Here is a 24,211-nt window from a genome sequence, read left to right as displayed (position 1 = left end):
GGTTACATCAGCACAATATCGTACTGCTCTTGGGAGTAGTGTTGCTCAACCTGAAAACGGATCGTTTTATTGATAAACGTCTCCAGGTCAGCCACTGCCGCTGACTCTTCATCTAGTAAGCGGTCAACAACGGGCTGCGATGCAAGCACCATATAAGTTTCAGCACTGTAGGCACGCTCTTCGCGCAGAATCTCACGGAAAATTTCGTAGCAGACAGTCTCAGGCGTTTTAAGTGTGCCGCGCCCACTGCAGGTTGGGCACGCTTCACACATCGTTTGCTCTAGGCTCTCCCGGGTGCGCTTGCGGGTAAGCTGAACCAAGCCAAGCTCGGTAACACCGGTACACTTGGTTTTAGCGTGGTCGCGCTCTAAGGCTTTTTCCAATACTCGCAACACTTGCCGCTGATGCTCAACATCGTTCATATCGATAAAGTCGATAATGATGATACCGCCCAGGTTGCGCAACCGAAGTTGGCGGGCAATCGCCGTGGCCGCCTCAAGGTTGGTTTTGAAAATGGTCTCTTCAAGGTTGCGGTGACCCACATAGCCGCCGGTATTAACATCAATGGTGGTCATTGCCTCGGTGGGGTCAATCACCAGATAACCACCGGATTTCAGCTGCACCTTGCGACCCAAGGCTTTCTGGATCTCATCCTCGACACTGTAGAGATCAAAGATGGGGCGCTCACCTGGATAGTACTCAATCCGCTCAACGGCATCGGGCATAAACTCTTCGGCAAACTCGACCAGTTTGACGAAGTTTTCCCGCGAATCGATACGCACTTTTTCAATATCGTCGCGCATTACGTCGCGCAGAGTGCGCATAAAGAGCGGCAAATCATCATAAATGACGCTTTGTGGCGTCGCGGTGACTTTACGCTCACTCACCTTACGCCACAGCCGCAACAGAAAGTGCATATCGCCTTTTAGCTCTTCGTCACCTACGCCTTCCGCGGCAGTTCGGACAATAAAGCCACCCGTCACTTCCAGCGTCTGCTCCGCCACGCTGTTATCCAGCAGGGCTTTTAAACGCTCGCGTTCACGCTCATCCTCGATGCGTTGCGAAACGCCGTGATGCGGCGAGTCGGGCATATACACCAAATAGCGGGAAGGGATCGAGAGGTGCGTGGTTAAGCGCGCACCTTTACTTCCAATAGGGTCTTTGGTCGCCTGCACCACCAACGCCTGGCCTTCATGAAGCAACTGGCCGATGGTCTGCTGCTCATCGAGCGGCGTGCCGGGTGGCATCACTTCGTGGGCATGAATAAATGCCGCCCGCTCTAAGCCAATATCAACAAAGGCAGCCTGCATACCAGGCAACACACGCACTACTTTGCCTTTGTAGATATTGCCCACGATGCCACGCCGACGGGAACGCTCGATCAGTGCCTCTTGCAAAACGCCATTTTCAACCAGCGCGACGCGGGTTTCCATTGGCGTTAAATTGATGAGAACTTCACCGCTCATGCAAAATTCCTTGTTGGTTGACGTATTCCTTGCCAGCGATACAGGCGGCGTTGCCCTCTATTCTAGAGAATTAAACACGCTGCCAGATAGGAACTCCCTGTCGGCATAGCAAGTGCGTCGTCTCATACAGCGGTAGCCCTACCACTGCTGAGTGACTGCCTTGAATCTGTTTTACAAATATGGCGGCTAATCCCTGTATTGCGTAGCCACCAGCCTTATCAGCAGGTTCACCCGTGCGCCAATAGGCAACGATTTCATCAGCGCTTATCTCACGCATTGTTACCTGAGTAGTCACGCAGGAGGAGAGCATACCTTCTGGCCCACTTACCGCCACAGCGGTAAGCACCTCGTGGCACCGCCCCGAAAGCAGCCGCAGCATCTCGGCGCCCTCCTCAGCATTCGCTGGTTTACCTAGGATACGCCCATCGACCACCACAGCGGTATCTGAACCTAGGATAGGCAAGTGGGTAAAAGGGGCTGCTGCCTCGGCTTTGGCAACTGCTAAGCGCTGCACATACGCTTGAGCCGACTCACCCACCTGCGGAGTCTCATCAATATCACAAGGGTGAACCGCGACCGGCACACCAATGGATGCCAGCAAAGCTCGACGGCGTGGAGAGGCAGACGCTAAACACAAAACAGGCGCAGTCATGAAGCGGCCAACCGACGTTCTAATGCTTGAAACATCGTCGCTAGCCATGGCCATAGCAACGCACTGATCAGCGCGGGAATCAAAAAGGCTAAATGAATCGAAAAATCACCCACGATAGTGCGTAGCCATTGAGCGACTAGCTGCATCAAGCCCAACAGCACCAGCACCAGCGCTGATTGCTGTACCAGTGAATAAGCACGGAAGCGGGGATAGACCAGCGCACACAAGAAGGCCAGCAGTGCATAAATAAGCGCATGCTGGCCCAGCACGGTGCCTTCAATTAAATCCATCAAAATCCCCAGCACAAAGCCATGAAAAACGCCGACTCTGTCGGGTGTGCGCATACACCAGTAGATCAGCATCAGCCCTAACCACTCGGGGCGATATACCTGCCAGCCATCGGCCAGCGGCATCACCTGCAAGCAAAGAGCCAAGACCAAACTAAACCAAATAATCACTAGCGGAACAATCGGTGCTCGTGGCATCAGGGCACCTCTTGAGATGATGCATTTGAGTCGCGCAACGCATTGTTGGGGCTTGTTGAAAGCTGGAGTGAAGAGCGCAAGGCCTCTGCGGAGATATCCAGCGTCTCATCCCAGGCATGTTCTTCTACCTCCTCTCGCGGGGGCGGAAAAAGTAGCAAGAAATGACGCGAGCGCTGCAGTTGAGCCATCGGTTCGGCCGTCACGCGAGCAAAAGGCTGCCCCGGATCGTGAAACACCTCGGTGACTCGCGCCACGGGGTAACCCGGAGGAAAGCGTCCAGCCAAGCCCGATGTGGTCAGTAAATCACCTTCACGGATATCCGCCGTATCAGGTACGTGCATCACATTAACGCTGCTGTAACGTCCCGCCCCTTGGACGATAAAACGTAAGCCATTGCGGTTTAACTGAACCGGCAACGCATGACTGGCATCAGCTAACAGCAGTACCCGACTTGAGTAGGCAGAGACCGCGGTAATTTGCCCCACCAAGCCCGAGGCATCAATCACCGGCTGCCCCACGTAGGTGCCATTGCGATGGCCGCGATTAATCACCATCTGATGACTAAAGGGGTCGTTATCAAGCGACAACAGTTCGGCGGTGATATAAGGAATATCACGCCGCTTCGCGGCTTTTAGCAATTCGCGAAGCTCGCTGTTTTCCGCGGTCAAATTCGCCATTCGCTGACCACGATGGGAAAGGGTGAGAATCTGCTCACGCAGGCGACGGTTTTCATCCACCAACGCCTGCTGGTCAGAGAGCGCAAGCGACCCCCAATTCAACAGGTCGCTAGGCACACTGACGACCCATTGAATAGGAGCAACGACCATCGACATTTGCGCGCGCACTTTCTCCATACGCGTGAAATGCTGGTCGACAAACATCAATGCACTGGCGGCCAAGACGCAAAAAAACAGCCGGTAGCCCGGCAGTGGCCCGTGCGAAAACAGCGGTTTAATAGGCAATCCCCCCGCAATTAACCGCTGCGATTAGTCGCTCGACAGCAACTCAAAGGTGTGCTGATCAATCATCTCCAGCGCCTTACCACCGCCGCGAGCAACGCAGGTCAACGGGTCTTCGGCAACAATTACCGGCAACCCTGTCTCTTCAGCGATCAGCTTGTCCAGGTCGCGCAACAGCGCCCCACCGCCCGTTAGCACCAAGCCTCGCTCAGCGATGTCGGATGCCAACTCAGGCGGTGACTGCTCAAGGGCGCTCTTAATGGCGGCCACGATAGAACCCAGGGTTTCTTGCAATGCTTCCAGGGTTTCGTGGGAATTGAGCGTGAAGCTGCGTGGAATGCCTTCGGCCAGATTACGACCGCGCACGTCAATTTCGCGCAGTTCGCCACCGGGGTAGGCGCAACCAATCTCTTCCTTGATGCGCTCGGCTGTCGCTTCGCCTATCAGGCTGCCGTAGTGACGACGTACATAGGCGGTAATGGCCTCATCAAAGCGGTCGCCGCCCACCCGAATCGATTCGGAGTAGACCACGCCGTTGAGTGAAATAATCGCGATTTCAGTGGTACCACCACCGATATCCACCACCATCGACCCCTGCGCTTCATCAACCGGAAGGCCAGCGCCAATTGCCGCCGCCATGGGTTCTTCGATCAAGAACACCTCGCGGGCACCTGCCCCTTCGGCAGACTCACGAATCGCCCGACGTTCTACTTGTGTTGACATGCAAGGAACGCATACCAGAACGCGTGGACTGGGGGTTAAGAAGGTGCTTTGGTGAACTTTACGGATAAAGTGCTGAAGCATCTGCTCGGTGACGGTGAAGTCGGCAATAACGCCATCTTTCATCGGCCGAATCGCGGTAATATTGCCGGGCGTACGCCCCAGCATTCGCTTGGCATCAGTACCAACTGCCGCGACGCTGCGCATATTGCCAGACTGGCGGATAGCAACCACGGACGGCTCATCGAGCACGATACCGCGACCGCGAACATAAATCAGTGTGTTGGCCGTACCCAAGTCGATCGATAGATCGCTGGAAAACAGCCCCCTCAAACGTTTAAACATGGATGTTGTTACCTAGTGCAGACCGGGAACCCTGTGCGGATGCAAACGGTATCACCGCAACCCCCTGGCAGCAAGCACGAGTCGCGCCTAACACTGCCCGTTAAGGCCAAGATGTGGTACCTTTTGCGGCTATTTTCCACGTCTGCAACACAAGACGTTTTTTTGATATCGGTATGTATACCGCTTAAAGCCGATTATGTTCCATCACGTTTATGAGGAAATATCGATCATGGCGCTTGAAGAATCTCATGTGCGCCGGGCCGCTCACTTGGCCCGACTCGCTGTCAGCGATGACCAAGCCAGCGGCTTTGTAGACGACCTAAGCCGGATTCTGGACATGGTCGACCAGCTACAAAGCCTCGATACTGAAGGCGTTACGCCGCTCGCCCATCCGCTAGATGCGACCCAGCGACTGCGCGCCGATGAAGTGACGGAAACCAACCAGCGCGACACGTTTCAGCGCTGTGCTCCGGCAGTGGAAAATGGCCTGTATCTCGTGCCCCGCGTCGTTGAATAAGTACGCTGAGTAACAACGCACGAATATTTAATCAAGCCACCACTATTGCCTCTTTTTTTCTCCCCTGAACGGAGCTTCTGGGTCATGTACGAGAAAACCTTAACGCAACTCGCCGCCGCGCTAAAAAGCGGTGAGTTTTCAAGCCGCGAGCTGACCGCTCACTATTTGCAGCGTATCGAACAGGCTGACGGCAAGCTGAATAGTTTTATCAGCGTGACCGCCGAGCAAGCGCTGAAACAGGCTGAAGTAGCCGACAACGCCCGAGCGGCAGGCAACGCCGGGCCGCTGTCAGGCATTCCCCTAGCGCTCAAAGATATTTTTTGCACCCAGGGCGTGAAAACCAGCTGCGGTTCAAAAATGCTGGATAATTTTATCGCCCCCTACAACGCCACCGTGGTTGAAAAGCTCAACGCGGCGGGCACGATCAGCCTGGGCAAAACCAATATGGACGAGTTCGCCATGGGCTCCTCCAACGAAAACAGCTACTACGGCCCGGTCAAAAATCCCTGGGATCTGACAGCGGTGCCCGGCGGCAGCTCCGGCGGCAGCGCAGCAGCAGTCGCAGCTGGTTTGGTGCCCGCCGCCATGGGTACTGACACCGGCGGCTCGATTCGCCAGCCCGCGGCATTTTGTGGCATCACCGGTTTAAAGCCCACCTATGGTCGTGTGTCGCGCTTCGGCATTATTGCCTACGCCTCAAGCCTTGATCAGGCTGGCCCCATGGCGCGCAGCGCCGAAGATTGCGCCCACCTACTGGGTGTTATTGCGGGCCATGACGGCCGCGATTCCACCAGCGTTGCCCGCGGCGTACCCGACTATGTGGAAGGCCTTAATGCCCCCCTCTCGGGCCTCAAGATCGGGCTTCCCAAAGAGTATTTCGGCGATGGTTTAGACCCTGATGTCGAAAAAGCCGTCCGTGAGGCGGTAAAAGTTTACGAATCCCTAGGCGCGACGGTTCGTGAGGTCAGCCTACCGCATACCCACTATGCGATTCCGGCCTACTACGTGATCGCCCCCGCGGAAGCCTCTTCCAACCTGTCCCGCTACGACGGTGTGCGTTTTGGTCACCGCTGCGACAATCCCAGCGATTTGATCGATCTCTACACACGTTCGCGGGCTGAAGGCTTCGGCGAAGAAGTTAAACGACGCATCCTGATCGGCACTCACACGCTCTCTGAAGGCTTCTTTGACGCTTACTACACCAAAGCCCAGCAGGTGCGCCGTTTGATCCGTCAGGACTTCCTGGACGCCTTTGAAGACGTCGACGTGCTGATGGGCCCCGCCTCGCCTACCCCCGCGTTTGACCTGGGTGCCAAAAAAGATCCGGTGTCGATGTACCTGCAGGATATCTACACTATCGCGGTGAACCTAGCGGGCATTCCCGGCATCAGCGTGCCGGCGGGTTTGGCCGGTGGCCGCCCCGTTGGTCTCCAGATTCTGGGCACCCACTTTGCCGAAGCGCAGCTGCTTAACGTCGCTCACCAGTTTCAGCAAGCGACCGACTGGCACTTACAACGTCCTGCCTTTGCCGAGGAGTACGCCTAATGCAATGGGAAACCGTGATTGGGCTTGAAGTCCACGTTCAGCTCGCAACGCGTTCAAAAATCTTTTCCGGTGCCTCAACGGCGTTTGGCGCCGAGCCAAACACCCAGGCCTGCGCGGTGGATTTAGGCCTACCTGGCGTGCTGCCAGTGCTCAATGAGCAGGCCGTGGCCATGGCCGTGCAGTTTGGCCTGGCGGTGCATGCGGATATCGCCGAAGTCTCGGTGTTTGACCGTAAAAATTACTTCTACCCCGACCTGCCCAAGGGTTATCAAACCAGCCAGATGTACCATCCCATCGTCGGCCCTGGCGATGTTGAGATTACGCTGGAAGATGGCAGCACTAAGCGTATCCGCATTCACCATGCCCACCTTGAGGAAGATGCCGGTAAATCGCTGCATGAAGATTTTCACGGCATGACCGGTATCGACTTGAACCGTGCTGGCACGCCGCTACTGGAGATCGTCTCCGAGCCGGATATGCGTAGCGCCAAAGAGGCCGCGGCGTATCTCAAAGCGATTCACTCGATCGTTACTTACCTGGGCATTTCCGACGGCAATATGGCGGAAGGCTCCATGCGTTGCGACGTTAACGTCTCGGTACGCCCCAAAGGTCAGGAAGCCTTTGGCACCCGCGCTGAGATTAAAAACGTTAACTCTTTCCGTTTTGTCGAGCGCGCCATTGCCTTTGAGGTTGAGCGACAAATTGAGCTGATCGAAGATGGCGGCAGCGTGGTTCAAGAAACCCGCTTGTTTGACCCAGACCGTGATGAAACCCGCAGCATGCGTACCAAGGAGGAGGCCAACGACTACCGTTACTTCCCCTGCCCTGACCTGCTGCCGGTGGTGCTTGACCAAGCTTATCTTGACCACCTGCGTGGCCAGTTGCCCGAGCTGCCAGCAGATAAGCGTGAGCGCTTCCAGAACGAGCTGGGTCTGTCTGCTTATGACGCCAATGTCATCTCCGCCAGTCGCGATATGGCCGAATTCTTTGAAGCGGTGCATAGCGAGTGCGGCGATGCCAAGCAGGCAGCTAACTGGGTACAGGGTGAACTTTCCGGGGCACTTAACCGAGAAAACCTGAGCATTGCCAATAGCCCGATCTCAGCGCGCCAGCTAGGCGAGCTGATCAGCCGCGTACTGGATGACACCATTAACGGCAAAGCCGCTAAAGAGGTTTTTCAGGCGCTGTGGAACGGTCAGGGTGAGTCCGCCGATGAGGTGATTGACGCAAAAGGCCTCAAGCAGGTGACCGACACCGGCGCCATTGAAGCAATGATCGACCAAGTGATTGCCGACAGCCCCGCTCAGGTCGCCCAGTACTGCGACTCGGAGCCGGAAAAACGCGGTAAAATGATCGGCTACTTTGTTGGTCAGGTGATGAAGGCGTCACGCGGCACCGCCAACCCACAGCAGGTGAACGGCTTGCTAAAAGAGAAGCTCGACGCGCTGCTGTAAAGCCTAAAAAACGGCTGCCTAGGCAGCCGTTTTTTAATGGCACACATTTGAACTAGGCCAACTGGCTGGGCTGGGTAAATCGCTTCAACTGCGCACAGCCTGCCGCCCATACGTCGGCCTCAAGCTCGGCGATGGCGGCGGTAGGGAAGCCAAGCCCCTGAGCAGGGCTGCCCTCTACTAACAACCCCGCCAGTTCGCCTACCAGCGGCATATGACTGACCAGCATGATCGGCGCACCTTCAGGCTGTTCAAGCAACCAGTCGCTTACTGCATGGGGCGAGTCATCCGGAGTGATAAAATCCAGCGTTTCCAGCGAGGCTCCCAGCGCATCACATAGCGTTTGCGCGGTTTGCTGCGCGCGAGAATAGGGGCTGGCATAAATTTTCGGCATAAACAGCTCCCCATCAGCCACGCGCTCAGTCAGCCAACGGGCCATTTTTTTGACCTCCTGCTCACCATGAGGCGTTAATCGACGCGCTTGGTCGGGATACCCCGGTGCGGCCTCAGCGTGGCGCATAATCAACACATCAGGCATTCCTGCCTCCATTGCCCTTAGAAACCTGGTTCTTAGAAGCCTGGTTCTTAGAAGCGTGGTTGTGAGGAGTTTGGTCTCGATGGGCCTGCTGTACGGCTTCACGGGGCAGAATAAACTCTACATCGCTACTCTGCTCACCCATCATAAGGGTGCGCGCCATCTCCTGGGCGGGCACGCCGTCAAACAGCACATGATTGAGACCTTCCGCCAACGGCATATAAACACCCATTTCACTCGCTTTAGCGCATACCAGTTTAACGGTGTTTACCCCTTCTGCGACCTGGCCAAGGGCATCAACCGCCTCTTCCAACGTACGCCCTTCGCCCATGGCGTAGCCAACACGATAATTACGCGACAGGTTAGACGAGCAGGTAACGATCAAATCCCCCACCCCCGCCAGTCCTAAAAAGGTCATTGGGTTAGCCCCCTGGGCAACGGCAAAGCGGCTCATTTCGGCTAAGGCGCGAGTCATCAGCATGCTGCGGGTGTTTTCGCCCATGCCCAGCGCCGCCGCCATACCGGCGGCAATCGCATAGATATTTTTCAGTGCACCACCCAGTTCAACACCATGACGGTCATCGCTAGCGTAAACACGAAAGTAACGGCAACCCAATACTTGCTGTACGCGGGTGCGGGTAAGCGGGTCAGCGCTGGCAATCACGGTAGCAGTTAACTGCTTATCGGCAATTTCAGAGGCCAGATTTGGGCCCGCAATCACGCCAATGTGACTAAAGCCCGTTTCCTGCTCGAGTACTTGGCTCATCAACAGAAAGCCTTCTTGCTCGATCCCCTTGGTGGTACTGACCAGTATCTGCTCGGGCCTCAACCACGCTTTCGCCGCCTGCACAACGCTGCGAAAGGCCTTTGATGGAATAGCGATGAGTACTAGCTCCGCGTCGGCCAGCACGGCTTGAAGGTCGGTTGAGGCCTCCACGGCCGGATTCATTGCATAGTGGGGCAGATAACGACCGTTACGGTGCTCTTGGTTGATTTGTGTGACCAGCGTTTCGTCACGCATCCACTGACGAACGCGGGCACCATTATCGGCGGCAATGCTCGCTAGCGCCGTACCAAAACTACCGCCTCCCAGCACCGCTACGTTGGTTGTCACTGGGACATTGGTTTGCTGCTCAGCCATGACGATATCCTGATCGTTAGTCTCTTACATTTACTGGGTACTTTAGCATCTTCACCCATAGCATCTTCACTAACAGATGCGGCCCGCTTGGAAATCCAAGCGGGCCGCATGTCTGACGTTATTGGCTCATTAAGCCGTCAAGACGCTATTCAGACGTTTCACGTAGGCAGCCGGGTCATCCAGATGGCCGCCCTCTGCAATAATTGCCTGATCGAGCAGGATGTGGGCTAACTGTCCAAATTGATCGCCTTCAGCCCCTTCCAAACGCGCTACCAGCGCGTGGCTAGGGTTAAGCTCAAGAATCGGCTTCACCTCGGGCAGCGGCTGACCGGCGGCTTCCATAATGCGGCGCATCTGGTAGCCCATTTCATGCTCGGGTAGCACGACGCAGGCCGGTGAATCGGTAAGGCGGTGAGTCACTTTTACCTCTTGAACACCATCGCCCAGCGCTTCTTTTACGCGCTTCACCAGTTCCTCTTTGGCTTTAGCGGTCTCCTCCTGAGCTTTTTTCTCTGCTTCGTCTTCCACATCGCCAAGATCAAGCTCGCCCTTGGCCACATCAGCAAAGGTTTTACCGTCGAATTCAGTCAGATGGCTCATCAACCAGTCATCGATACGGTCAGACAACAGCAGAACTTCGATGCCTTTTTTGCGGAAGATCTCCAGGTGAGGGCTGTTTTTCGCCGCATTGAAGCTATCAGCTACGACGTAATAAATCTTCTGCTGCCCCTCTTTCATGCGCTCGACATAGTCCGCCAGCCCGTGCTCCTGGGCAGCCGTATCGGTATGGGTTGAGGCAAAGCGCAGCAGGCCAGCAATTTTTTCCCGATTAGAGGGGTCTTCGCCCGGCCCTTCTTTCAACACGCTACCAAAGGTATTCCAGAACGTCTGGTACTGCTCTTTATCTTTGGCCAGCTTCTTCAACATATCCAAACCGCGCTTAGTAAGCGCCGATTTGATCTTATCAACATTGGGATCCTGCTGGAGCAGCTCACGGGATACGTTTAGCGACAGCTCGCGGGTATCCAGTACGCCTTTGATAAAGCGCAGGTAGAGCGGCAGGAACTGTTCGGCGTCGTCCATAATAAAGACACGCTGAACGTAGAGCTTAACGCCCCGAGCACCGTCGCGCTCAAACAGGTCAAAAGGTGCCCGACCCGGCACATAGAGCAGGCTGGTGTATTCGAGCTTGCCTTCGACCTTGTTGTGGCTCCAGGTCAACGGGTCAGAGAAATCGTGTGCAACGTGCTTGTAGAACGCCTTGTACTCATCGTCGGAAACCTCGCTCTTGGGACGCGACCACAGCGCCGTCGCCTCGTTAACGGTTTCCCAGGTAGTCACTTCACTACCCTCGATAGGATTGCCCTCGTCGTCCTTCGCCGTTTCTGTTTTCGGCATGCGCACGGGGACTTCGATATGATCCGAGTACTTACGAACCAAGCCCTGCAGCCGATAGTCGTCAGCAAACTCTTTGGCGTCCTCTTTCAGATGCAGAGTGATTTCTGTGCCGTGCTGAGCACGCTCAATATCGGCAACGGTAAATTCACCTTCCCCTTTCGAGCGCCACTCAACGCCTTCTGAAGCGTCTGTACCCGCCTTGCGGGTGCGCACCGAAATTTCATCAGCGACGATAAAACCCGAGTAGAAACCAACGCCGAACTGACCGATTAGCTTGGCGTCTTTCTGCTGCTCACCAGAGAGCTGCTTGAGAAACTCAGCGGTACCGGAACGCGCAATGGTACCCAAGTTGGCGATCACGTCTTCCCGGTTCATGCCAACGCCGTTATCACGTAGGGTGATAGTGTTGGCATCGCGGTCGTGTTCGATTTCAATGCGTAGTTCGCTGTCGCCTTCGTAGAGCGCATCGTTATCGAGGGCCGCGTAACGTAGCTTATCGCAGGCGTCGGCGGCGTTTGAGATAAGCTCGCGTAAGAAAATCTCCCGGTTAGAATACAGGGAGTGAATCATCAAATTCAGCAGTTGCTTAACTTCCGTCTGAAAGCCTAGCGTTTCTTCGTGGTTAGCCGATTTATCAGTCGCTTGTTCGTGGGTAGCTGTAGTCATGCGCTTAGCCCTTATCAATCACGTTGAGTCGCATCCCTCTGCGTTAACATGCAGCGGGATAAAATGGTTTCGTGGAGTAGATATGGGGATAGGCAACGATTTTTCAAGCAGCCTTGGTGAAGAAGCTACGGGGATTAACAAGCCGCTGAGGTCAAGAAGGCGTCATATCGGGATCGGTAAATTTCCAGGCCCGATAGCCTTCCAGGCGCTGATCGATGCGATTGAGCAACCAGCCGACAATCAGCACGTCATCCACCACGCCGATTAGCATCAGAAAATCGGGTATCAGGTCGAACGGCAGTACCAAATAACCCAGCGCTAATGCCATCATACCGAATGCCGACCAGGGAATAGGCCGAAAATCGCCACGCATGACGTCTCGCGTCATGGGGATAAACAGTTTTAAAGCACGCACTATACGTTTTGTCGCCCAAACGCGTGATTTGAGTCGACGCAGCAACGACCAAGTGGATAATGGGGCCATAGGTAATTAAATCCTTTTAGTATCTGGGCTGTCAGATCATGACGGCTAATATTCGTTCAGTATAGCGGTTGCACCGCAAACTGCGTGGGCTGCTCCCGAGCCCCGATTAAGTGACACCGATTTACAGAGAGAGAGCACCATGTTGGTTTCGCCATTTCGCCATACCGCCCGCGTGCTGTGTACAGCACTACTGGCGGGATTACCTGCACTTTCGTGGGCCGCATCCGATAGTGAGTTACGCGATGCCCTCGCTGCTGCCCGCGAGCAGCAGTGGGCACGGGTCGATGAGCGCTCAATTGAAGACCACCCGCTGCGTGGCTATGTGGAGTACCACCGCTTAAGGGGGCAATTGCCTAACGTGGCTCCTGAAAGGGTGCATCAATTTATCGACCAGCACGCAGACTCTCCTCTAGCAGGGTGGCTGCGTGGTCAAGCGATCGCAAAGTATGGCCATGCGGGCCGCTATAGCGACCTGCTGGCAGTGGCCGATGGCGAGCCTGCGGGCACGGTTCGCCAGTGCTACTACTACACGGCGCTGCTGGATGAGCAGCCTCAGCAGGCGAGCGAAGCGGGGTTGGCTTTATGGCGCGTAGGCAGCTCGCAGCCTAATGCTTGCGACCCGCTATTTGCACGCCTGCGGGCCAATGGCACTATTGATGACACAGCTATTTGGGAGCGTAAAATGCTCGCCTGGCAGGCGGGAGAAACACGCCTGTCGAGCTATCTTGGTGGGCTATTAAGCAGCCAGTGGCAAACCGCTCTAGAGACGGTGGATAGTGTCACAGCACGCAGCAGCGCCATTACCCAGGCGCCCAGCTGCCTAGGCCCCGAGTGTGCCGCCACGGCAAGCTTCTACCGGGCCGCCATGCAGCGCTACACCCGTGAAGATACGCCTGCAGCCTTTGCCGCCTGGCAGACGCTCTCGTCGCGCTTAAACCTGCTGCCCAGTGACCGTCAAGCTATTGAAGAAGAACTGGCTTTTTACGCCCTGGTGCGCAATGTACCGGGCACGCTAAGCTGGGTTGACAGCGTGCTACCGAGCCTGGAGAGCGAGCGCGTATTAGAGCTGCGTGTCCGCCATGCGCTGGCTAGCAGGGACTGGAACGGAGTGCTCTACTGGATTGCCGAAATGCCCGCTATCCAGCAGGAGAATAGCCGTTGGCAGTATTGGCTGGGCCGCGCCAATGGGCAGCTTGGCAACCAAGCGGCCGCCGAAGCACGCTACCAACAGGCTGCGCAGGATCGCAGTTTTTACGGCTTTGCAGCAGCAGAAAAGCTCGGCCAACCCTATCAATTGAATCTTGAACGCAATCATTTTGACGAAGCGTCACGTCAACGTATTGCCCAACTCCCCGCCGTTAAGCGTACCGAGGCCTTGCTACGCATTGGCGAGGATGGTCTCGCCAACAGCGAGTGGCTGCACGCGGTGCAGAGCGGTTCGCCGCAACAGGCACGAGCGCTAGCCGACTATGCCGCTCAACAGCAGTGGCATGCGCGCCTGGTGCAAACCACCATTGCCGCTGAAATGTGGGACGCCTTGGATTGGCGCTTCCCCCAGGCCTACCACGACAGCTTTCAACATTGGGGCCGTCTCACCGGCGTGGATCCATACCTATTGATGGCCATTACCCGGCGTGAAAGCGCTTACAACCCTAACGCCCTTTCACCCGCAGGGGCGCGTGGATTAATGCAGCTAATGCCCGGCACCGCCAGCCAAGTCAGTCGCGAATTGGGCATTAGCGATCCTGGCCCCTACGGCGTTCTCGACCCAGAGCTTAATATTCGCCTGGGCAGCACCTACCTGCGCGACAAGCTGCAACGCTATCAGGGCAATCGACTGGCCGCCGCAGCGGCTTATAATGCGGGCCCTGGCCGCGTCGATCAGTGGCTGGGCGATGGCGTAGAGGCCTTTGATCTCTTTGTAGAGAGCATCCCCTTCCGCGAAACCCGCGACTACGTGCAGGCGGTGCTTAGCTATCGGGTGATTTTTGAAAGCCTCGCTAACGGTGGCAGTAGCGAAGGCGTTTCACTGCTTAGCGATAACGAGCAGCAGGTACGCTACGACCGAGCCCTGCTCGCCCGCCGCTAAGCCCTTATCTACCTACCACATTACCAGCGTCCGGTTTATACCGGGCGCTGTGTTAATGCCAGCCGAATACCAAACACCACCAATACACTGCCCGTAGCGGCATTAAGCGCTTGCGCAAAACGTGCGTTAGCCAACCATTTGCCGGCACTTCCCACCATCATGACCACGCTGATTTGCCAAATGTTGGCGATGATAAAGTGCACCCCCGCCAGCCATAGCGACTTCAGTAGCGCAGGATCCCCAGGAGCAATGAACTGAGGCAAAAAGGCCATGTAGAACACCACGGTTTTGGGATTCAACACATTGGACAAAAAACCCTCTTTGACCGGCTGCCAGCGCGAAACGGCAGGCACACCTTCTAGCACACCATTAACCGGCAGTGGCTGGCCTTTCCGCGCTGCTAACAAGCTGGTAATACCCAGCCAAATTAGGTAGCCCGCCCCCACCAGCTTCAGCATATGAAACGCCCAGGCCGACTGGAGCAGGATCAACGAAATGCCCAATGCAGAAATCGTTGCATGCACAAACAGGCCGCAGCAGATAGCTAAACTCGTGGTGACCCCATCGTGGATGCCTCCGCGGGCCGTATTGCGTATCACTAGCAGCGTATCGACACCGGGGCTTATCGTCAGCAACGTGATCGCTACCAAAAAGGAAATAAACTGCGCATCAATAAAACCTAACTGCATCATTTGTGCTTGCTCGCAACCAAATAAAAAATCTTAGGAATGTCGCTGGACGACAGCCGTGTTTACATCTAGAGTAATTGTAGCGGGTGGACAATAGAGTTGCCCGTGATTACTAAGCACGTTAAGGAAATAGAAAATGGCAACTGGCACTGTTAAGTGGTTCAACGACACTAAAGGCTTCGGCTTCATCTCTCCTGATGACGGCGGAGACGATCTGTTCGCCCACTTCTCCGAAATTCAAGCTGAAGGCTTCAAGACCCTGCAAGACGGTCAAAAAGTCAGCTTTGAAGTGACTCAGGGTAAAAAAGGCCTTCAGGCTTCCAACATCCGCCCAGCTTAATTGCTAACGGATGGACAAAGGCCCGCAAACGCGGGCCTTTTTTATTGCCTGACTATTGGCTAAAGAGAATCACTCAAGCGATCCTCTCTCACTCCGCGACTCTCCATTAGCACCGGTTTCCTGGCTATCTTCAGCGCTATCGACATCACGATTATCAGAATCACCGCTATCGGAGTCATTGCTGTCAAAGTCATTGCTATCAAGCTCGCCTGACGGCTCGACCACAGCACCACTCTCCGCCTCACGATTCTCCAACTCTTGGAATTGTTCCTCAAGCCGCTGCTGCGCTTCTTCAAAGCGACGTTCGGTGTCTTCAATCAAGGCGTCAACATCGGTTACATCACTGTCATCCTGCAAGGGTGTGCGCTCGGGCAGACTGCTTTCGGTGTCCCAGCTAGGCGGTACATCCTCGTTCTCCATCGGCTCCAAGGTTGGCGCCTGCTGCTCTACCTCCTGAAACTGCTCCTCCAAACGCTGCTCGGCCTCTTCAAAACGGCGTTCAGTTTCGGCAATGATGTCATCTACATCGGAACGTGTAGCTTCACCCGGCATAGCGCTCTCTTCATCGAGCACCTCTTCAGGATCCGCCGCCAAGGTGTCTTCACCAGCCTCAACCTCTTCACCGCCAGCCGTCGCACTGCCACTGGACTGAGTGCCGCTGGATTGGGGATCACTAGCCTGAGTGTCGCTATCCTCGCGCAGCGCTTCCGCTCGCTCAAGCTCCTCAGCAGCTTGGCGCTCCTCAATATCATCCTCTACTTCTTCAGGACTGGACATCTCAGTCGCGTTTTCAGCCGTGACCGACGCTTCTTCGCCCGCCCCCTCATCACGAGCCGTTTCTTCATCCGTCACCGCAGCATTATCATCGGGTGTCACGCTGGGATCTTCCTGGGAGTCACCGCAGGCACTCAGCAAAAGAGCCACGGCGGCGAGCGCGGGTATCCACACGCGATTTGCCATTTAATTCTTCTCCTTTATAACGTTAACAATGTGAGCCAAAAGAACTAAGGCCGGCTGGTCGAGGAGAGCAACGGGCACTCCTCAGGCAGTAACACACGCAGAGCAAGGGGCACTACTTCCGCGCAGAACTGGTCATAGTAGCGCGCTTCGCCGTCTAACGTGAGTGGCCAGGGCGAACCATTTGCCTGGGTGGTCACGGTTAGTTGGGTCGTGGTGAAGTAGCGCACGAATCGCCCGTCATAGGGGAAACTCTGCAGCTCGCTAATGAGCTTGGTCAGTTCCGTTATCGACCGAAAGTCTTTGACCAGCAGCACGTCCAGACGGCCATCATCCAGCTTGGCACGCGGCCCCAGTACCTGTCCCCCGCCCGACTGGCGGCCATTACCTAGCGCCAGTAGCAACAAAGACGCACTCTCCTCTTTTTCGTCCCAATGGAGCGTGCCGCGATAGCTGCGGTGGCGCCAAGCCTTCAGCGCGCCCATCACTGAGTAAGCCCCGCCCCCGAGCAGCCGCTTAAGCGTTTTCGGTGTCGACGAGGTAACTTCAGCGCCAAACCCACCGGTGGTCATGTTGATATAGTAGCTGGTGGACGATTCGCCACCTGCACCTGCGGTCACGCGCACAACATCAATGGGATAGGCGCTTAACTCCCGTGCAGCGGCCAAAGCGGCGCCTGGCTCCAGCGGTAAACCAACGGAGGTAGCAAAATCATTGGCACTGCCTAGGGGCACAATGCCCAACGCAGGACGCCGGTCATGAGGCAAGCGCATCAGCCCGTTCATGACTTCACTGACGGTGCCATCGCCACCACAGGCAATCACGTGGGTAATGCCCATGGCGCCAGACTGCTCTGCAATATCCGCAGCGTCGCCCCCTTCCCAGGTAGCGCGAACCGTAATCAGCATCCCTGCCTGACGTTGTTCATTGACTGCTTCACGCAATGCCGGGTTACCGGCGGATTTACCATTGATAATCAGTAAATAGTGTTGCTGTGAGTCTGTCACTATTGTTATTCCTTTCCATGGTTTAACTGCGGTTGTTCACTACTGCGCTAAACGCTTATGCCAATGCTTTCTCGACCACCTCGTATACATTTGAAGATAGCGGCTGTTGTTTGATCCGCTCAAGCTCAGACCGCATTAGTGCTTGGCGGGTTTCATCAAAGCGCTGCCAGCGGGTTAACGGGGTGATTAGCCGCGCGGCAATTTCCGGGTTAAGCCGGTTGAGCTCGATGACCACATCAGCCAGCAGTTGGTAGCCTTGACCATCCAAACGGTGGAAATTGACCCGGTTCTGAGCAAAGGCGCCGACCAATGCACGGACTCGATTGGGATTCTTGAGTGAAAAGGCGGGATGCTGCATCAGGTACTTCACCCGCTCAAGCACATCTGGCTGAGGGCGCGATACCTGGACGGTGAACCACTGATCCATCACCAACGGGTCATGCGCCCACTTCTCACCGAAGGCTTTGAGTGCTGGCGAAGCCAGGTCGTCGCGGTCGCTGTGCACCAGCAGGGTGAGCGCCTGACGCACATCGGTCATATTGTGGTCAGCAGCGAATTGGCTTTCACACAGTGCCAAGCCCTGCTCATCTTCAATCGACATAAGATAAGAGAGCGCCACGTTTTTCAGGCTACGCTGAGCTATTTGCTCCGGTGTCGGCGCGTACGCTTCTTCCGTCACATTGGCTTCATAGATAGCCAGAAACTCATCCCGCAGAGCCACGGCTAATGACTGACGAACAAATTCCCGCGCGGCATGGATAGCATCTACATCCACAATGGGCTGCTGCTCGGCGATATATGCTTCAGAGGGTAGCGTCAGCATCTCTGCCAATACCGCCTTATCGCTCATTGGCCCGCTCAGCAGCGCTCTAAAGGCATCGACAACGCGGCTATCCATGACCTTTTCGACGCCATTCCTATGGGCAGCAATCAAGTCATCCAAGGCCAAAAGCGCTAGGCGTTGACCCGCATCCCAGCGGTTGAAACCATCGCTGTCATGGGTCAATAAGAAGGCGAGATCTTCCCTTGAATAGGGGTAATGCAGCTTCACCGGGGCAGAAAATTCGCGTAGCAAAGAGGGCACCGGCGCTTCGGCAACATCGGTGAATACAAACGTTTGCTCATCGTCACGTAGATGAATAACCGCGTCTTTGCCGAGCTTTTCGCCATTGAGCGTCAGGGTGAGATCCTGCCCCGACTTGGTACCTACCAGCCCCATACGCACCGGGATATGCAACGGCAGCTTATCTGACTGGCCGGGTGTTGCAGGCGTACGCTGACGCAGCGTCAAGTGGTACTCGCCCTGAACATAATCATACTCACCGTGGGCATCAATATCCGGCGTTCCCGCCTGGGAGTACCAGCGCATAAACTGGCTGAAGTCTTCACCGGAGGCTTCAGCCATACAGCCGACAAAGTCTTCAATGGTCACCGCTTGACCGTCGAACCGCTCGAAGTAAAGGTCTGAACCGCGACGAAAGCTCTCCTCCCCTACTAAATTACGCAACATGCGTACGACTTCGGCCCCTTTCTCATAAATCGTCAGGGTGTAGAAGTTGGTAATTTCGATAAAGTGGTCGGGACGAATCGGATGCGCCGTGGGGCCAGCATCTTCGGCAAACTGGGCCGTGCGGAAAAAGGAGACATCCTGAATGCGCTTAACCGGCGCTGAATTGGTATCCGCTGAAAAGCACTGGTCACGAAAGACCGTGAAGCCCTCTTTCAGCGAGAGCTGGAACCAGTCGCGGCAGGTAACGCGATTGCCCGACCAGTTGTGAAAGTATTCGTGGGCGACTATGCCTTCCACGTTTTGGAACGCTGCATCGGTGGCGGTCTGGGGGTGGGTCAAGACTGCGGCAGAGTTAAAGATATTGAGGCCTTTGTTCTCCATCGCCCCCATATTGAAGTCATTGACGGCCACGATCATAAACAGATCCAGGTCGTATTCGCGCCCATACGCCTGCTCGTCCCACTCCATGGCACGCTTTAACGAGGCCATGGCATGCTCGGTCTTATCCAGGTTCTCTTTTTCTACCCAAATTTGCAACGTGACATCCCGCCCACTCATGGTGGTGAAATGATCTTCTACGCTATGCAGGTTGCCTGCCACCAAAGCAAACAGGTAACAGGGCTTGGGGTGCGGGTCTTCCCAAGTAACAAAGTGGCGACCGCCCTCCAGCTCGCCGCGCTCAATCGGGTTACCGTTAGCCAGCAAAATCGGCTCTTGCTGCTGATCGCCGATCACAGTGACCTTAAAGGTCGCCATGACGTCTGGGCGGTCAGGGTAAAAGGTAATCCGCCGGAAGCCTTCGGCCTCGCACTGGGTGCAGTACATACCGTTGGATTGGTACAGCCCCTCTAACGCCGTATTCTCCTGCGGGGCGATCTCCACCTCGCTCTCCAACACAAAACGCTCGGGCACCTGAGCAATGCGCAGGACTTCATCATCTAGTTCATAAGCAGCGACATCCAGCGGCGTTGCATCAATCGCCAGGGAGATAAGCTTTAGGTGCTCGCCATTTAAGACGAGCGGTGCCTTAGCGTCAGCTTCTGGATGTCGCTCAATCAACAGTCGCGCTTTCACACGGGTCGCGGCGGGGTCAAGATCAAACGTCAGCTCGGTATGAGTTACCCGGTAGGCGGGTGGCTGGTAGTCGCTTAAATAAACCGGCTGCGGATCAGACATAGTGCGTGACTCCTGTATAAAACGAATATTACATAGTTCAAAATGTTCGACAGCTTAACACCGCTACCTAGTCGCGGAAGTTATCGAATTGGAGCGGTAAATCCGGCCCCTCTTCGCCGCGCAGCAATGCCATAACAGCTTGTAAATCGTCGCGCTTTTTACCCGTTACACGCACTTTCTCACCTTGAATTTGCGCCTGCACTTTGAGCTTGCTGGCCTTGATGCGCTTGACCACATCTTTGGCTTCCGCCGCGTCGAGCCCCTCCTTAAGAGCGACTTCCTGGCGTGCTTTCACGCCGGAGAGCACCGGGTCTTGAACATCCATACAGCGGGCATCGATACCCCGGGCGATTAAACGGGCTCGCAGCACATCGAGCATCTGCTTGAGCTGGAAATCGACTTCCGCCTCTAGCTGCACTTTGTCACCTTCAAGGGTGAAGCTGGCATCGACCCCCTTAAAATCGAACCGTGACTGCACTTCCCGGTTAGCTTGGTCTACGGCGTTAGCGCCTTCGTGTTTATCGAACTCTGAAACAATATCAAATGAGGGCATGATGTAATTCCTGAAAAGACATGACCACCTATTCTAGAGCAGCCAGCCCCCTAGGGGCCAATCCTGTTCTTTTTTGTTGGATTTTAGGGTGCATTATTGAGACAAATATTCACAAAACACCGAAAATACCTGTACAAAAATTATCTTCAAGTACCTCCATAAGGATGTTCAACCCTGTGCTGATAGCTTAGGCTAGCGGATTATGAATATTGGCTATTTTTCAGCTTTCCGCTTTATCAGGAGATACCATGAGTGACCGCGACACCCGCCACAAAGCCTCTATGGAGAAGCTTAAAACGCGCGTAGAGGAGAAAGTCGCCAGTGCTAACGAGCAGCGCGGCCTAATCATCGTTAACACCGGTAACGGTAAAGGCAAAACAACCGCTGCCTGGGGCACGGTCACCCGCGCTTTGGGTTATGGCTATAAAGTGGGCGTAGTGCAGTTTATCAAGGGGTTGTGGGAGTGCGGCGAACGCAATCGATTGGAGGAGGATGCCAATCTAGAGGTGGCGATAATGGCTACCGGTTTCACCTGGGATACGCAAAATCGCCAAGCGGACACCGACGCCTGCCAAGCAGTGTGGAAAGAGGCTGAGCGTATGCTCGCAGACCCAGAGACCTATCTGGTGGTGCTCGACGAAATCACCTATATGCTCAAGTTTGGCTACCTGGAGATCGAAACCGTTAAACAAGCACTGGAGAATCGTCCTAAAGAACAGACAGTGATTATTACCGGCCGCAACGCTCACCGCGAACTCGTCGCTATGGCCGATACAGTGACTGAAATGCAGGAAGTGCGCCATGCCTTCAACAATGGCCTGCAGGCGCGTCGGGGTATCGACTTTTAAATAGCAAAAGGGGCAACTAAGTTGCCCCTTTTGCTCATCTGCTCACTAATGGCCCGCTTAAAGCGTGCTTAGCTATCGAACGGGTTACGTAGCACGATGGTTTCCATGCGGTCTGGACCGGTGGAGATAATATCGATACTGGTACCTACCTGCTCTTCAAGGTAACTGATATAAGCGCGGGCATTGGCAGGTAAATCCTCTACCTTTTTAGCCCCTAGAGTCGACTCTTTCCAGCCTGGCAGGTCTTCGTAGAGGGGTTCAACAGCTTCATAGCCTTCTGAATCCACTGGCGTTTCCAGCACGTCACCATCTTTACTGCGATAGCCAACGCACACGCGGATATTTTCCAGCCCGTCCAGTACGTCCAGCTTGGTCAGGCAGATACCGGTGACCGAGTTGATTTGCACCGCGTGACGCAGTGCCACAGCGTCAAACCAGCCACAGCGGCGGGCACGGCCAGTGGTAGCACCAAACTCGTGGCCACGCTCGGCAAGGTGGCGGCCATCGACATCGAACAGCTCAGTGGGGAACGGGCCTGAACCAACACGGGTGGTATACGCCTTGGTGATACCCAGCACGTAGTCCAAATAGAGCGGGCCGACGCCAGAGCCGGTGGCTGTGCCGCCTGCGGTGGTGTTAGAGCTGGTTACATAGGGGTAGGTACCGTGGTCGATATCCAACAGCGAGCCCTGAGCCCCTTCAAACAGGATATTCTCACCGGCTTTTCGCAGGTCGTGCACCATACTGACGGTATCGCACACCATGGGACGCAGCTCTTCGGCCATTTGCATCGCCGTGTCCAGCACTTCCTGGAAGTCGACCGCCGGTTCACCGTGGTAATTCACCAACACGAAGTTGTGGTAGTCGAGCACTTCGCCCAACTTGGAAGCGAAACGTTCGCGATGCAGCATATCGCCTAAGCGCAGGCCACGACGGGCGACTTTGTCTTCGTAGGCAGGCCCAATGCCCCGGCCAGTGGTGCCAATTTTGGCAATGCCACGGGCTTTTTCACGGGCCTGATCCAGGCGCACATGGTAGGGCAGGATCAGCGGACAAGCTGGCGACAGACGCAGGCGTTCGCGTACTGGCACACCTTTGGCTTCCAGCTCACGGATCTCTTTGATCAGCGCTTCCGGCGAAAGCACCACACCATTACCAATCACGCAGGTTTTGCCTGGGCGCAAAACGCCAGATGGAATCAGGTGAAGAACGGTCTTTTCACCGTCGATGACCAGCGTATGACCCGCGTTATGGCCACCTTGAAAACGCACCACGGCGGATGCGGATTCAGTCAGCAGGTCAACGATTTTACCCTTGCCTTCGTCACCCCATTGGGTGCCCAGCACTACGACATTCTTACCCATTATGATGCACTCGTCTCTTGTGTCAGGGCCGTTGGCTGCCAACGACCATCGATAAGCTCAAGACGGCGGTCACACTCATGTTCCGCCGGCCCAGTACGCTGCCCTGGCAGCGCTTGAATCACGCGTTCCCCCTGCTCACGCAGCGCGACAATGGCAGCGTTGAGCGACTCATCCTGCATAGCGGGCGACCAAATAGCCCCGCGACTCGGGGAGGCCAGCGCCAGCGACGCCAGCTGTTTCAGATCCATCGAGAAGCCGGTGGCCGGGCGCGCACGACCAAAGGCCCGCCCGGTATCGTCATAACGTCCGCCTTTAGCCAGCGCATGTCCATAGCCCGGCACATAAGCGGCAAACATCATACCCGTGTGGTATTGATAGCCGCGCAGTTCAGCCAAGTCAAAGTAGAGCGACACATCAAAGCGCGCCAGCACCCCTTGATAGAGCGCATCCAACTGATCCAGTGCCGCCGTGACCGAGGCCGGCGCGCCGGCAAAACGCTCCCGCGCCTGGCGTAAAACATCCGCACCGCCGTGCAGATCACCCAGAGCTAACAGCATGTCCGCTAAGGCCGGGTCGCTGACGCTGGCATCTACATGCTGCGCCAGTTGACTGGGTGATTTTAGCGCTAACGCCTCAAATAACGCACGCTCCTGCTCGTCACTGAGCGCTGCCGCTTCTGCAAGGCTTCGATAGATGCCGATATGCCCTAACGCCAAGTGAATCTCCTCAGCGCCCGCGGCCTTCATACTGGCCAGCGCCAAGTGAATTATCTCACTGTCCGCTTCTAGCCCGGCATGACCAAACAGCTCAGCACCCACCTGCACCGGGCTACGGCCACCCTGATGCTGGTCTGCCTTAGCACGCAGTACATTAGTGCAGTAGCAAAGGCGCACCGGCCCCTGACGCTTTAGCGAATGGGCATCCATACGCGCAACTTGCGGCGTAACGTCCGCCGAGGCGCCCATCATGCGACCCGTTAACTGGTCGGTCAGCTTAAAGGTCTGAAGATCCAGATCCGTGCCGGTGCCTGTTAACAGTGAGTCCAGAAACTCCACTGGGGGCGGCATTACCTGGTCATAGCCCCAGCAGTGGTAAAGATCGAGCAGCGCGCGGCGCAGCTCTTCCATACGGCTTGCCTGAGGCGGGAGCACCTCATCCATGCCGTCGGGCAGTAGCCAGCGGTCAGCGATGGTCATGACGATTGCCTTGAACTTGAAGAAATAGGAGCCACAAAAAAACCGGGCGACGCCCGGTCAACAAATTCTATCACGTTTATTGGCCGGGTGAACCCCGCTTGGCTATCAACAAACCAAG

General features: G+C 55.7%; 22 protein-coding genes. 6 read left to right on the top strand and 16 right to left on the bottom strand.

Annotated features, from left to right (window positions below; genetic code table 11):
* Nucleotides 1-2: 2 nt before the first annotated feature.
* The 5 genes from rng to ACW17M_RS03260 form a co-directional block, all read right to left on the bottom strand.
* Nucleotides 3-1,466 (bottom strand): ribonuclease G, encoded by a 1,464-nt coding sequence (gene rng, locus ACW17M_RS03280; protein WP_041158045.1) that lies wholly within the window; start codon nt 1,464-1,466, stop codon nt 3-5.
* Between the two features lie 70 nt (nt 1,467-1,536).
* Nucleotides 1,537-2,118, bottom strand: a complete 582-nt coding sequence (locus tag ACW17M_RS03275; RefSeq protein ID WP_457546908.1) for a Maf family protein — start codon at nt 2,116-2,118, stop codon at nt 1,537-1,539.
* A complete protein-coding gene (mreD, locus tag ACW17M_RS03270; protein WP_022523947.1) occupies nt 2,115-2,603 on the bottom strand; it encodes a rod shape-determining protein MreD in 489 nt (162 codons plus the stop codon). Before mreD ends, ACW17M_RS03275 begins: the two co-directional genes overlap by 4 nt.
* Nucleotides 2,603-3,565, bottom strand: a complete 963-nt coding sequence (gene mreC / locus ACW17M_RS03265) for a rod shape-determining protein MreC (protein WP_009287769.1) — start codon at nt 3,563-3,565, stop codon at nt 2,603-2,605. The genes mreD and mreC overlap by 1 nt, the downstream gene beginning before the upstream one ends.
* A gap of 24 nt (nt 3,566-3,589) precedes the next feature.
* Entirely contained in the window at nt 3,590-4,627 is a 1,038-nt protein-coding gene (locus ACW17M_RS03260) for a rod shape-determining protein (protein WP_007114671.1), read from the bottom strand.
* A gap of 229 nt (nt 4,628-4,856) precedes the next feature.
* On the opposite strand from ACW17M_RS03260, the gene gatC reads away from it, so the two are divergent.
* From gatC to gatB, 3 genes are all read left to right on the top strand, one after another.
* Nucleotides 4,857-5,144, top strand: coding sequence for an Asp-tRNA(Asn)/Glu-tRNA(Gln) amidotransferase subunit GatC (gene gatC, locus ACW17M_RS03255; protein ID WP_022523948.1), 288 nt, complete (start codon nt 4,857-4,859; stop codon nt 5,142-5,144).
* An 84-nt stretch (nt 5,145-5,228) separates the two neighbouring features.
* Nucleotides 5,229-6,689: an Asp-tRNA(Asn)/Glu-tRNA(Gln) amidotransferase subunit GatA gene (gatA, locus tag ACW17M_RS03250; RefSeq protein ID WP_022523949.1), complete on the top strand. Its 1,461-nt coding sequence runs from the start codon at nt 5,229-5,231 to the stop codon at nt 6,687-6,689.
* Nucleotides 6,689-8,143 (top strand): Asp-tRNA(Asn)/Glu-tRNA(Gln) amidotransferase subunit GatB, encoded by a 1,455-nt coding sequence (gatB, locus tag ACW17M_RS03245; protein WP_009287767.1) that lies wholly within the window; start codon nt 6,689-6,691, stop codon nt 8,141-8,143. Before gatA ends, gatB begins: the two co-directional genes overlap by 1 nt.
* A gap of 52 nt (nt 8,144-8,195) precedes the next feature.
* Here gatB and sixA read toward each other — a convergent pair whose 3' ends face one another.
* From sixA to ACW17M_RS03225, 4 genes are all read right to left on the bottom strand, one after another.
* The gene (gene sixA, locus ACW17M_RS03240) at nt 8,196-8,678 is read right to left on the bottom strand and encodes a phosphohistidine phosphatase SixA (RefSeq protein ID WP_427769377.1); all 483 of its coding nucleotides are present in this window, start codon (nt 8,676-8,678) and stop codon (nt 8,196-8,198) included.
* The gene (locus ACW17M_RS03235; RefSeq protein WP_427769378.1) at nt 8,671-9,816 is read right to left on the bottom strand and encodes an NAD(P)H-dependent glycerol-3-phosphate dehydrogenase; all 1,146 of its coding nucleotides are present in this window, start codon (nt 9,814-9,816) and stop codon (nt 8,671-8,673) included. Before ACW17M_RS03235 ends, sixA begins: the two co-directional genes overlap by 8 nt.
* Before the next feature lie 129 nt (nt 9,817-9,945).
* Complete coding sequence (htpG, locus tag ACW17M_RS03230; RefSeq protein WP_022523953.1) at nt 9,946-11,880, bottom strand: molecular chaperone HtpG; 1,935 nt, start codon at nt 11,878-11,880, stop codon at nt 9,946-9,948.
* 151 nt (nt 11,881-12,031) lie between these two features.
* Nucleotides 12,032-12,364 carry a YkvA family protein gene (locus ACW17M_RS03225; protein WP_230803855.1) on the bottom strand — a complete coding sequence of 111 codons (333 nt, stop codon included), beginning with the start codon at nt 12,362-12,364 and terminating at the stop codon, nt 12,032-12,034.
* Between the two features lie 139 nt (nt 12,365-12,503).
* Between ACW17M_RS03225 and ACW17M_RS03220 the strand changes: the two genes are divergently transcribed.
* The gene (locus ACW17M_RS03220) at nt 12,504-14,453 is read left to right on the top strand and encodes a transglycosylase SLT domain-containing protein (RefSeq protein ID WP_457546907.1); all 1,950 of its coding nucleotides are present in this window, start codon (nt 12,504-12,506) and stop codon (nt 14,451-14,453) included.
* Nucleotides 14,454-14,488: 35 nt separating this feature from the next.
* On the opposite strand, the gene ACW17M_RS03215 is transcribed toward ACW17M_RS03220, so the two are convergent.
* The gene (locus ACW17M_RS03215) at nt 14,489-15,145 is read right to left on the bottom strand and encodes a LysE family translocator (protein WP_027959070.1); all 657 of its coding nucleotides are present in this window, start codon (nt 15,143-15,145) and stop codon (nt 14,489-14,491) included.
* A 133-nt stretch (nt 15,146-15,278) separates the two neighbouring features.
* Between ACW17M_RS03215 and ACW17M_RS03210 the strand changes: the two genes are divergently transcribed.
* Entirely contained in the window at nt 15,279-15,482 is a 204-nt protein-coding gene (locus ACW17M_RS03210) for a cold-shock protein (protein ID WP_007114660.1), read from the top strand.
* 69 nt (nt 15,483-15,551) lie between these two features.
* Here the strand turns inward: ACW17M_RS03210 and ACW17M_RS03205 are convergent, their stop codons facing one another.
* From ACW17M_RS03205 to ACW17M_RS03190, 4 genes are all read right to left on the bottom strand, one after another.
* Nucleotides 15,552-16,442 carry a hypothetical protein gene (locus ACW17M_RS03205; protein ID WP_161463455.1) on the bottom strand — a complete coding sequence of 297 codons (891 nt, stop codon included), beginning with the start codon at nt 16,440-16,442 and terminating at the stop codon, nt 15,552-15,554.
* A 44-nt stretch (nt 16,443-16,486) separates the two neighbouring features.
* Nucleotides 16,487-17,446 carry a lipid kinase YegS gene (yegS, locus tag ACW17M_RS03200; protein WP_022523958.1) on the bottom strand — a complete coding sequence of 320 codons (960 nt, stop codon included), beginning with the start codon at nt 17,444-17,446 and terminating at the stop codon, nt 16,487-16,489.
* Between the two features lie 55 nt (nt 17,447-17,501).
* On the bottom strand, nt 17,502-20,132 hold the full coding sequence (gene pepN / locus ACW17M_RS03195) for an aminopeptidase N (protein WP_430468885.1): 2,631 nt from the start codon (nt 20,130-20,132) through the stop codon (nt 17,502-17,504).
* Between the two features lie 67 nt (nt 20,133-20,199).
* Nucleotides 20,200-20,685 (bottom strand): YajQ family cyclic di-GMP-binding protein, encoded by a 486-nt coding sequence (locus tag ACW17M_RS03190; RefSeq protein WP_007114656.1) that lies wholly within the window; start codon nt 20,683-20,685, stop codon nt 20,200-20,202.
* A gap of 248 nt (nt 20,686-20,933) precedes the next feature.
* On the opposite strand from ACW17M_RS03190, the gene cobO reads away from it, so the two are divergent.
* On the top strand, nt 20,934-21,533 hold the full coding sequence (gene cobO, locus ACW17M_RS03185) for a cob(I)yrinic acid a,c-diamide adenosyltransferase (protein ID WP_141441287.1): 600 nt from the start codon (nt 20,934-20,936) through the stop codon (nt 21,531-21,533).
* Between the two features lie 68 nt (nt 21,534-21,601).
* On the opposite strand, the gene ACW17M_RS03180 is transcribed toward cobO, so the two are convergent.
* Complete coding sequence (locus ACW17M_RS03180) at nt 21,602-22,897, bottom strand: adenylosuccinate synthase (protein ID WP_022523961.1); 1,296 nt, start codon at nt 22,895-22,897, stop codon at nt 21,602-21,604.
* Nucleotides 22,897-24,093: an ATP phosphoribosyltransferase regulatory subunit gene (locus ACW17M_RS03175; protein WP_342584625.1), complete on the bottom strand. Its 1,197-nt coding sequence runs from the start codon at nt 24,091-24,093 to the stop codon at nt 22,897-22,899. The genes ACW17M_RS03180 and ACW17M_RS03175 overlap by 1 nt, the downstream gene beginning before the upstream one ends.
* Nucleotides 24,094-24,211: the final 118 nt, after the last annotated feature.

It is taken from the genome of Vreelandella sp. 2A-K22 (assembly GCF_054065485.1).
This window is presented reverse-complemented; position numbering and strand designations above follow the sequence as displayed.

Bases quoted from the DNA above. Each gene is read 5' to 3' on its own strand.
- ACW17M_RS03275 (WP_457546908.1), bottom strand. From the start codon at position 2,118: ATGACTGCGCCTGTTTTGTGTTTAGCGTCTGCCTCTCCACGCCGTCGA.
- ACW17M_RS03175 (WP_342584625.1), bottom strand. From the start codon at position 24,093: ATGACCATCGCTGACCGCTGGCTACTGCCCGACGGCATGGATGAGGTG.
- gatA (WP_022523949.1), top strand. From the start codon at position 5,229: ATGTACGAGAAAACCTTAACGCAACTCGCCGCCGCGCTAAAAAGCGGT.
- ACW17M_RS03180 (WP_022523961.1), bottom strand. From the start codon at position 22,897: ATGGGTAAGAATGTCGTAGTGCTGGGCACCCAATGGGGTGACGAAGGC.
- ACW17M_RS03235 (WP_427769378.1), bottom strand. From the start codon at position 9,816: ATGGCTGAGCAGCAAACCAATGTCCCAGTGACAACCAACGTAGCGGTG.
- ACW17M_RS03220 (WP_457546907.1), top strand. From the start codon at position 12,504: ATGTTGGTTTCGCCATTTCGCCATACCGCCCGCGTGCTGTGTACAGCA.
- ACW17M_RS03215 (WP_027959070.1), bottom strand. From the start codon at position 15,145: ATGATGCAGTTAGGTTTTATTGATGCGCAGTTTATTTCCTTTTTGGTA.
- ACW17M_RS03225 (WP_230803855.1), bottom strand. From the start codon at position 12,364: ATGGCCCCATTATCCACTTGGTCGTTGCTGCGTCGACTCAAATCACGC.
- htpG (WP_022523953.1), bottom strand. From the start codon at position 11,880: ATGACTACAGCTACCCACGAACAAGCGACTGATAAATCGGCTAACCAC.
- ACW17M_RS03205 (WP_161463455.1), bottom strand. From the start codon at position 16,442: ATGGCAAATCGCGTGTGGATACCCGCGCTCGCCGCCGTGGCTCTTTTG.
- gatB (WP_009287767.1), top strand. From the start codon at position 6,689: ATGCAATGGGAAACCGTGATTGGGCTTGAAGTCCACGTTCAGCTCGCA.
- ACW17M_RS03190 (WP_007114656.1), bottom strand. From the start codon at position 20,685: ATGCCCTCATTTGATATTGTTTCAGAGTTCGATAAACACGAAGGCGCT.
- ACW17M_RS03210 (WP_007114660.1), top strand. From the start codon at position 15,279: ATGGCAACTGGCACTGTTAAGTGGTTCAACGACACTAAAGGCTTCGGC.
- sixA (WP_427769377.1), bottom strand. From the start codon at position 8,678: ATGCCTGATGTGTTGATTATGCGCCACGCTGAGGCCGCACCGGGGTAT.
- cobO (WP_141441287.1), top strand. From the start codon at position 20,934: ATGAGTGACCGCGACACCCGCCACAAAGCCTCTATGGAGAAGCTTAAA.
- gatC (WP_022523948.1), top strand. From the start codon at position 4,857: ATGGCGCTTGAAGAATCTCATGTGCGCCGGGCCGCTCACTTGGCCCGA.
- rng (WP_041158045.1), bottom strand. From the start codon at position 1,466: ATGAGCGGTGAAGTTCTCATCAATTTAACGCCAATGGAAACCCGCGTC.
- ACW17M_RS03260 (WP_007114671.1), bottom strand. From the start codon at position 4,627: ATGTTTAAACGTTTGAGGGGGCTGTTTTCCAGCGATCTATCGATCGAC.
- pepN (WP_430468885.1), bottom strand. From the start codon at position 20,132: ATGTCTGATCCGCAGCCGGTTTATTTAAGCGACTACCAGCCACCCGCC.
- mreD (WP_022523947.1), bottom strand. From the start codon at position 2,603: ATGCCACGAGCACCGATTGTTCCGCTAGTGATTATTTGGTTTAGTTTG.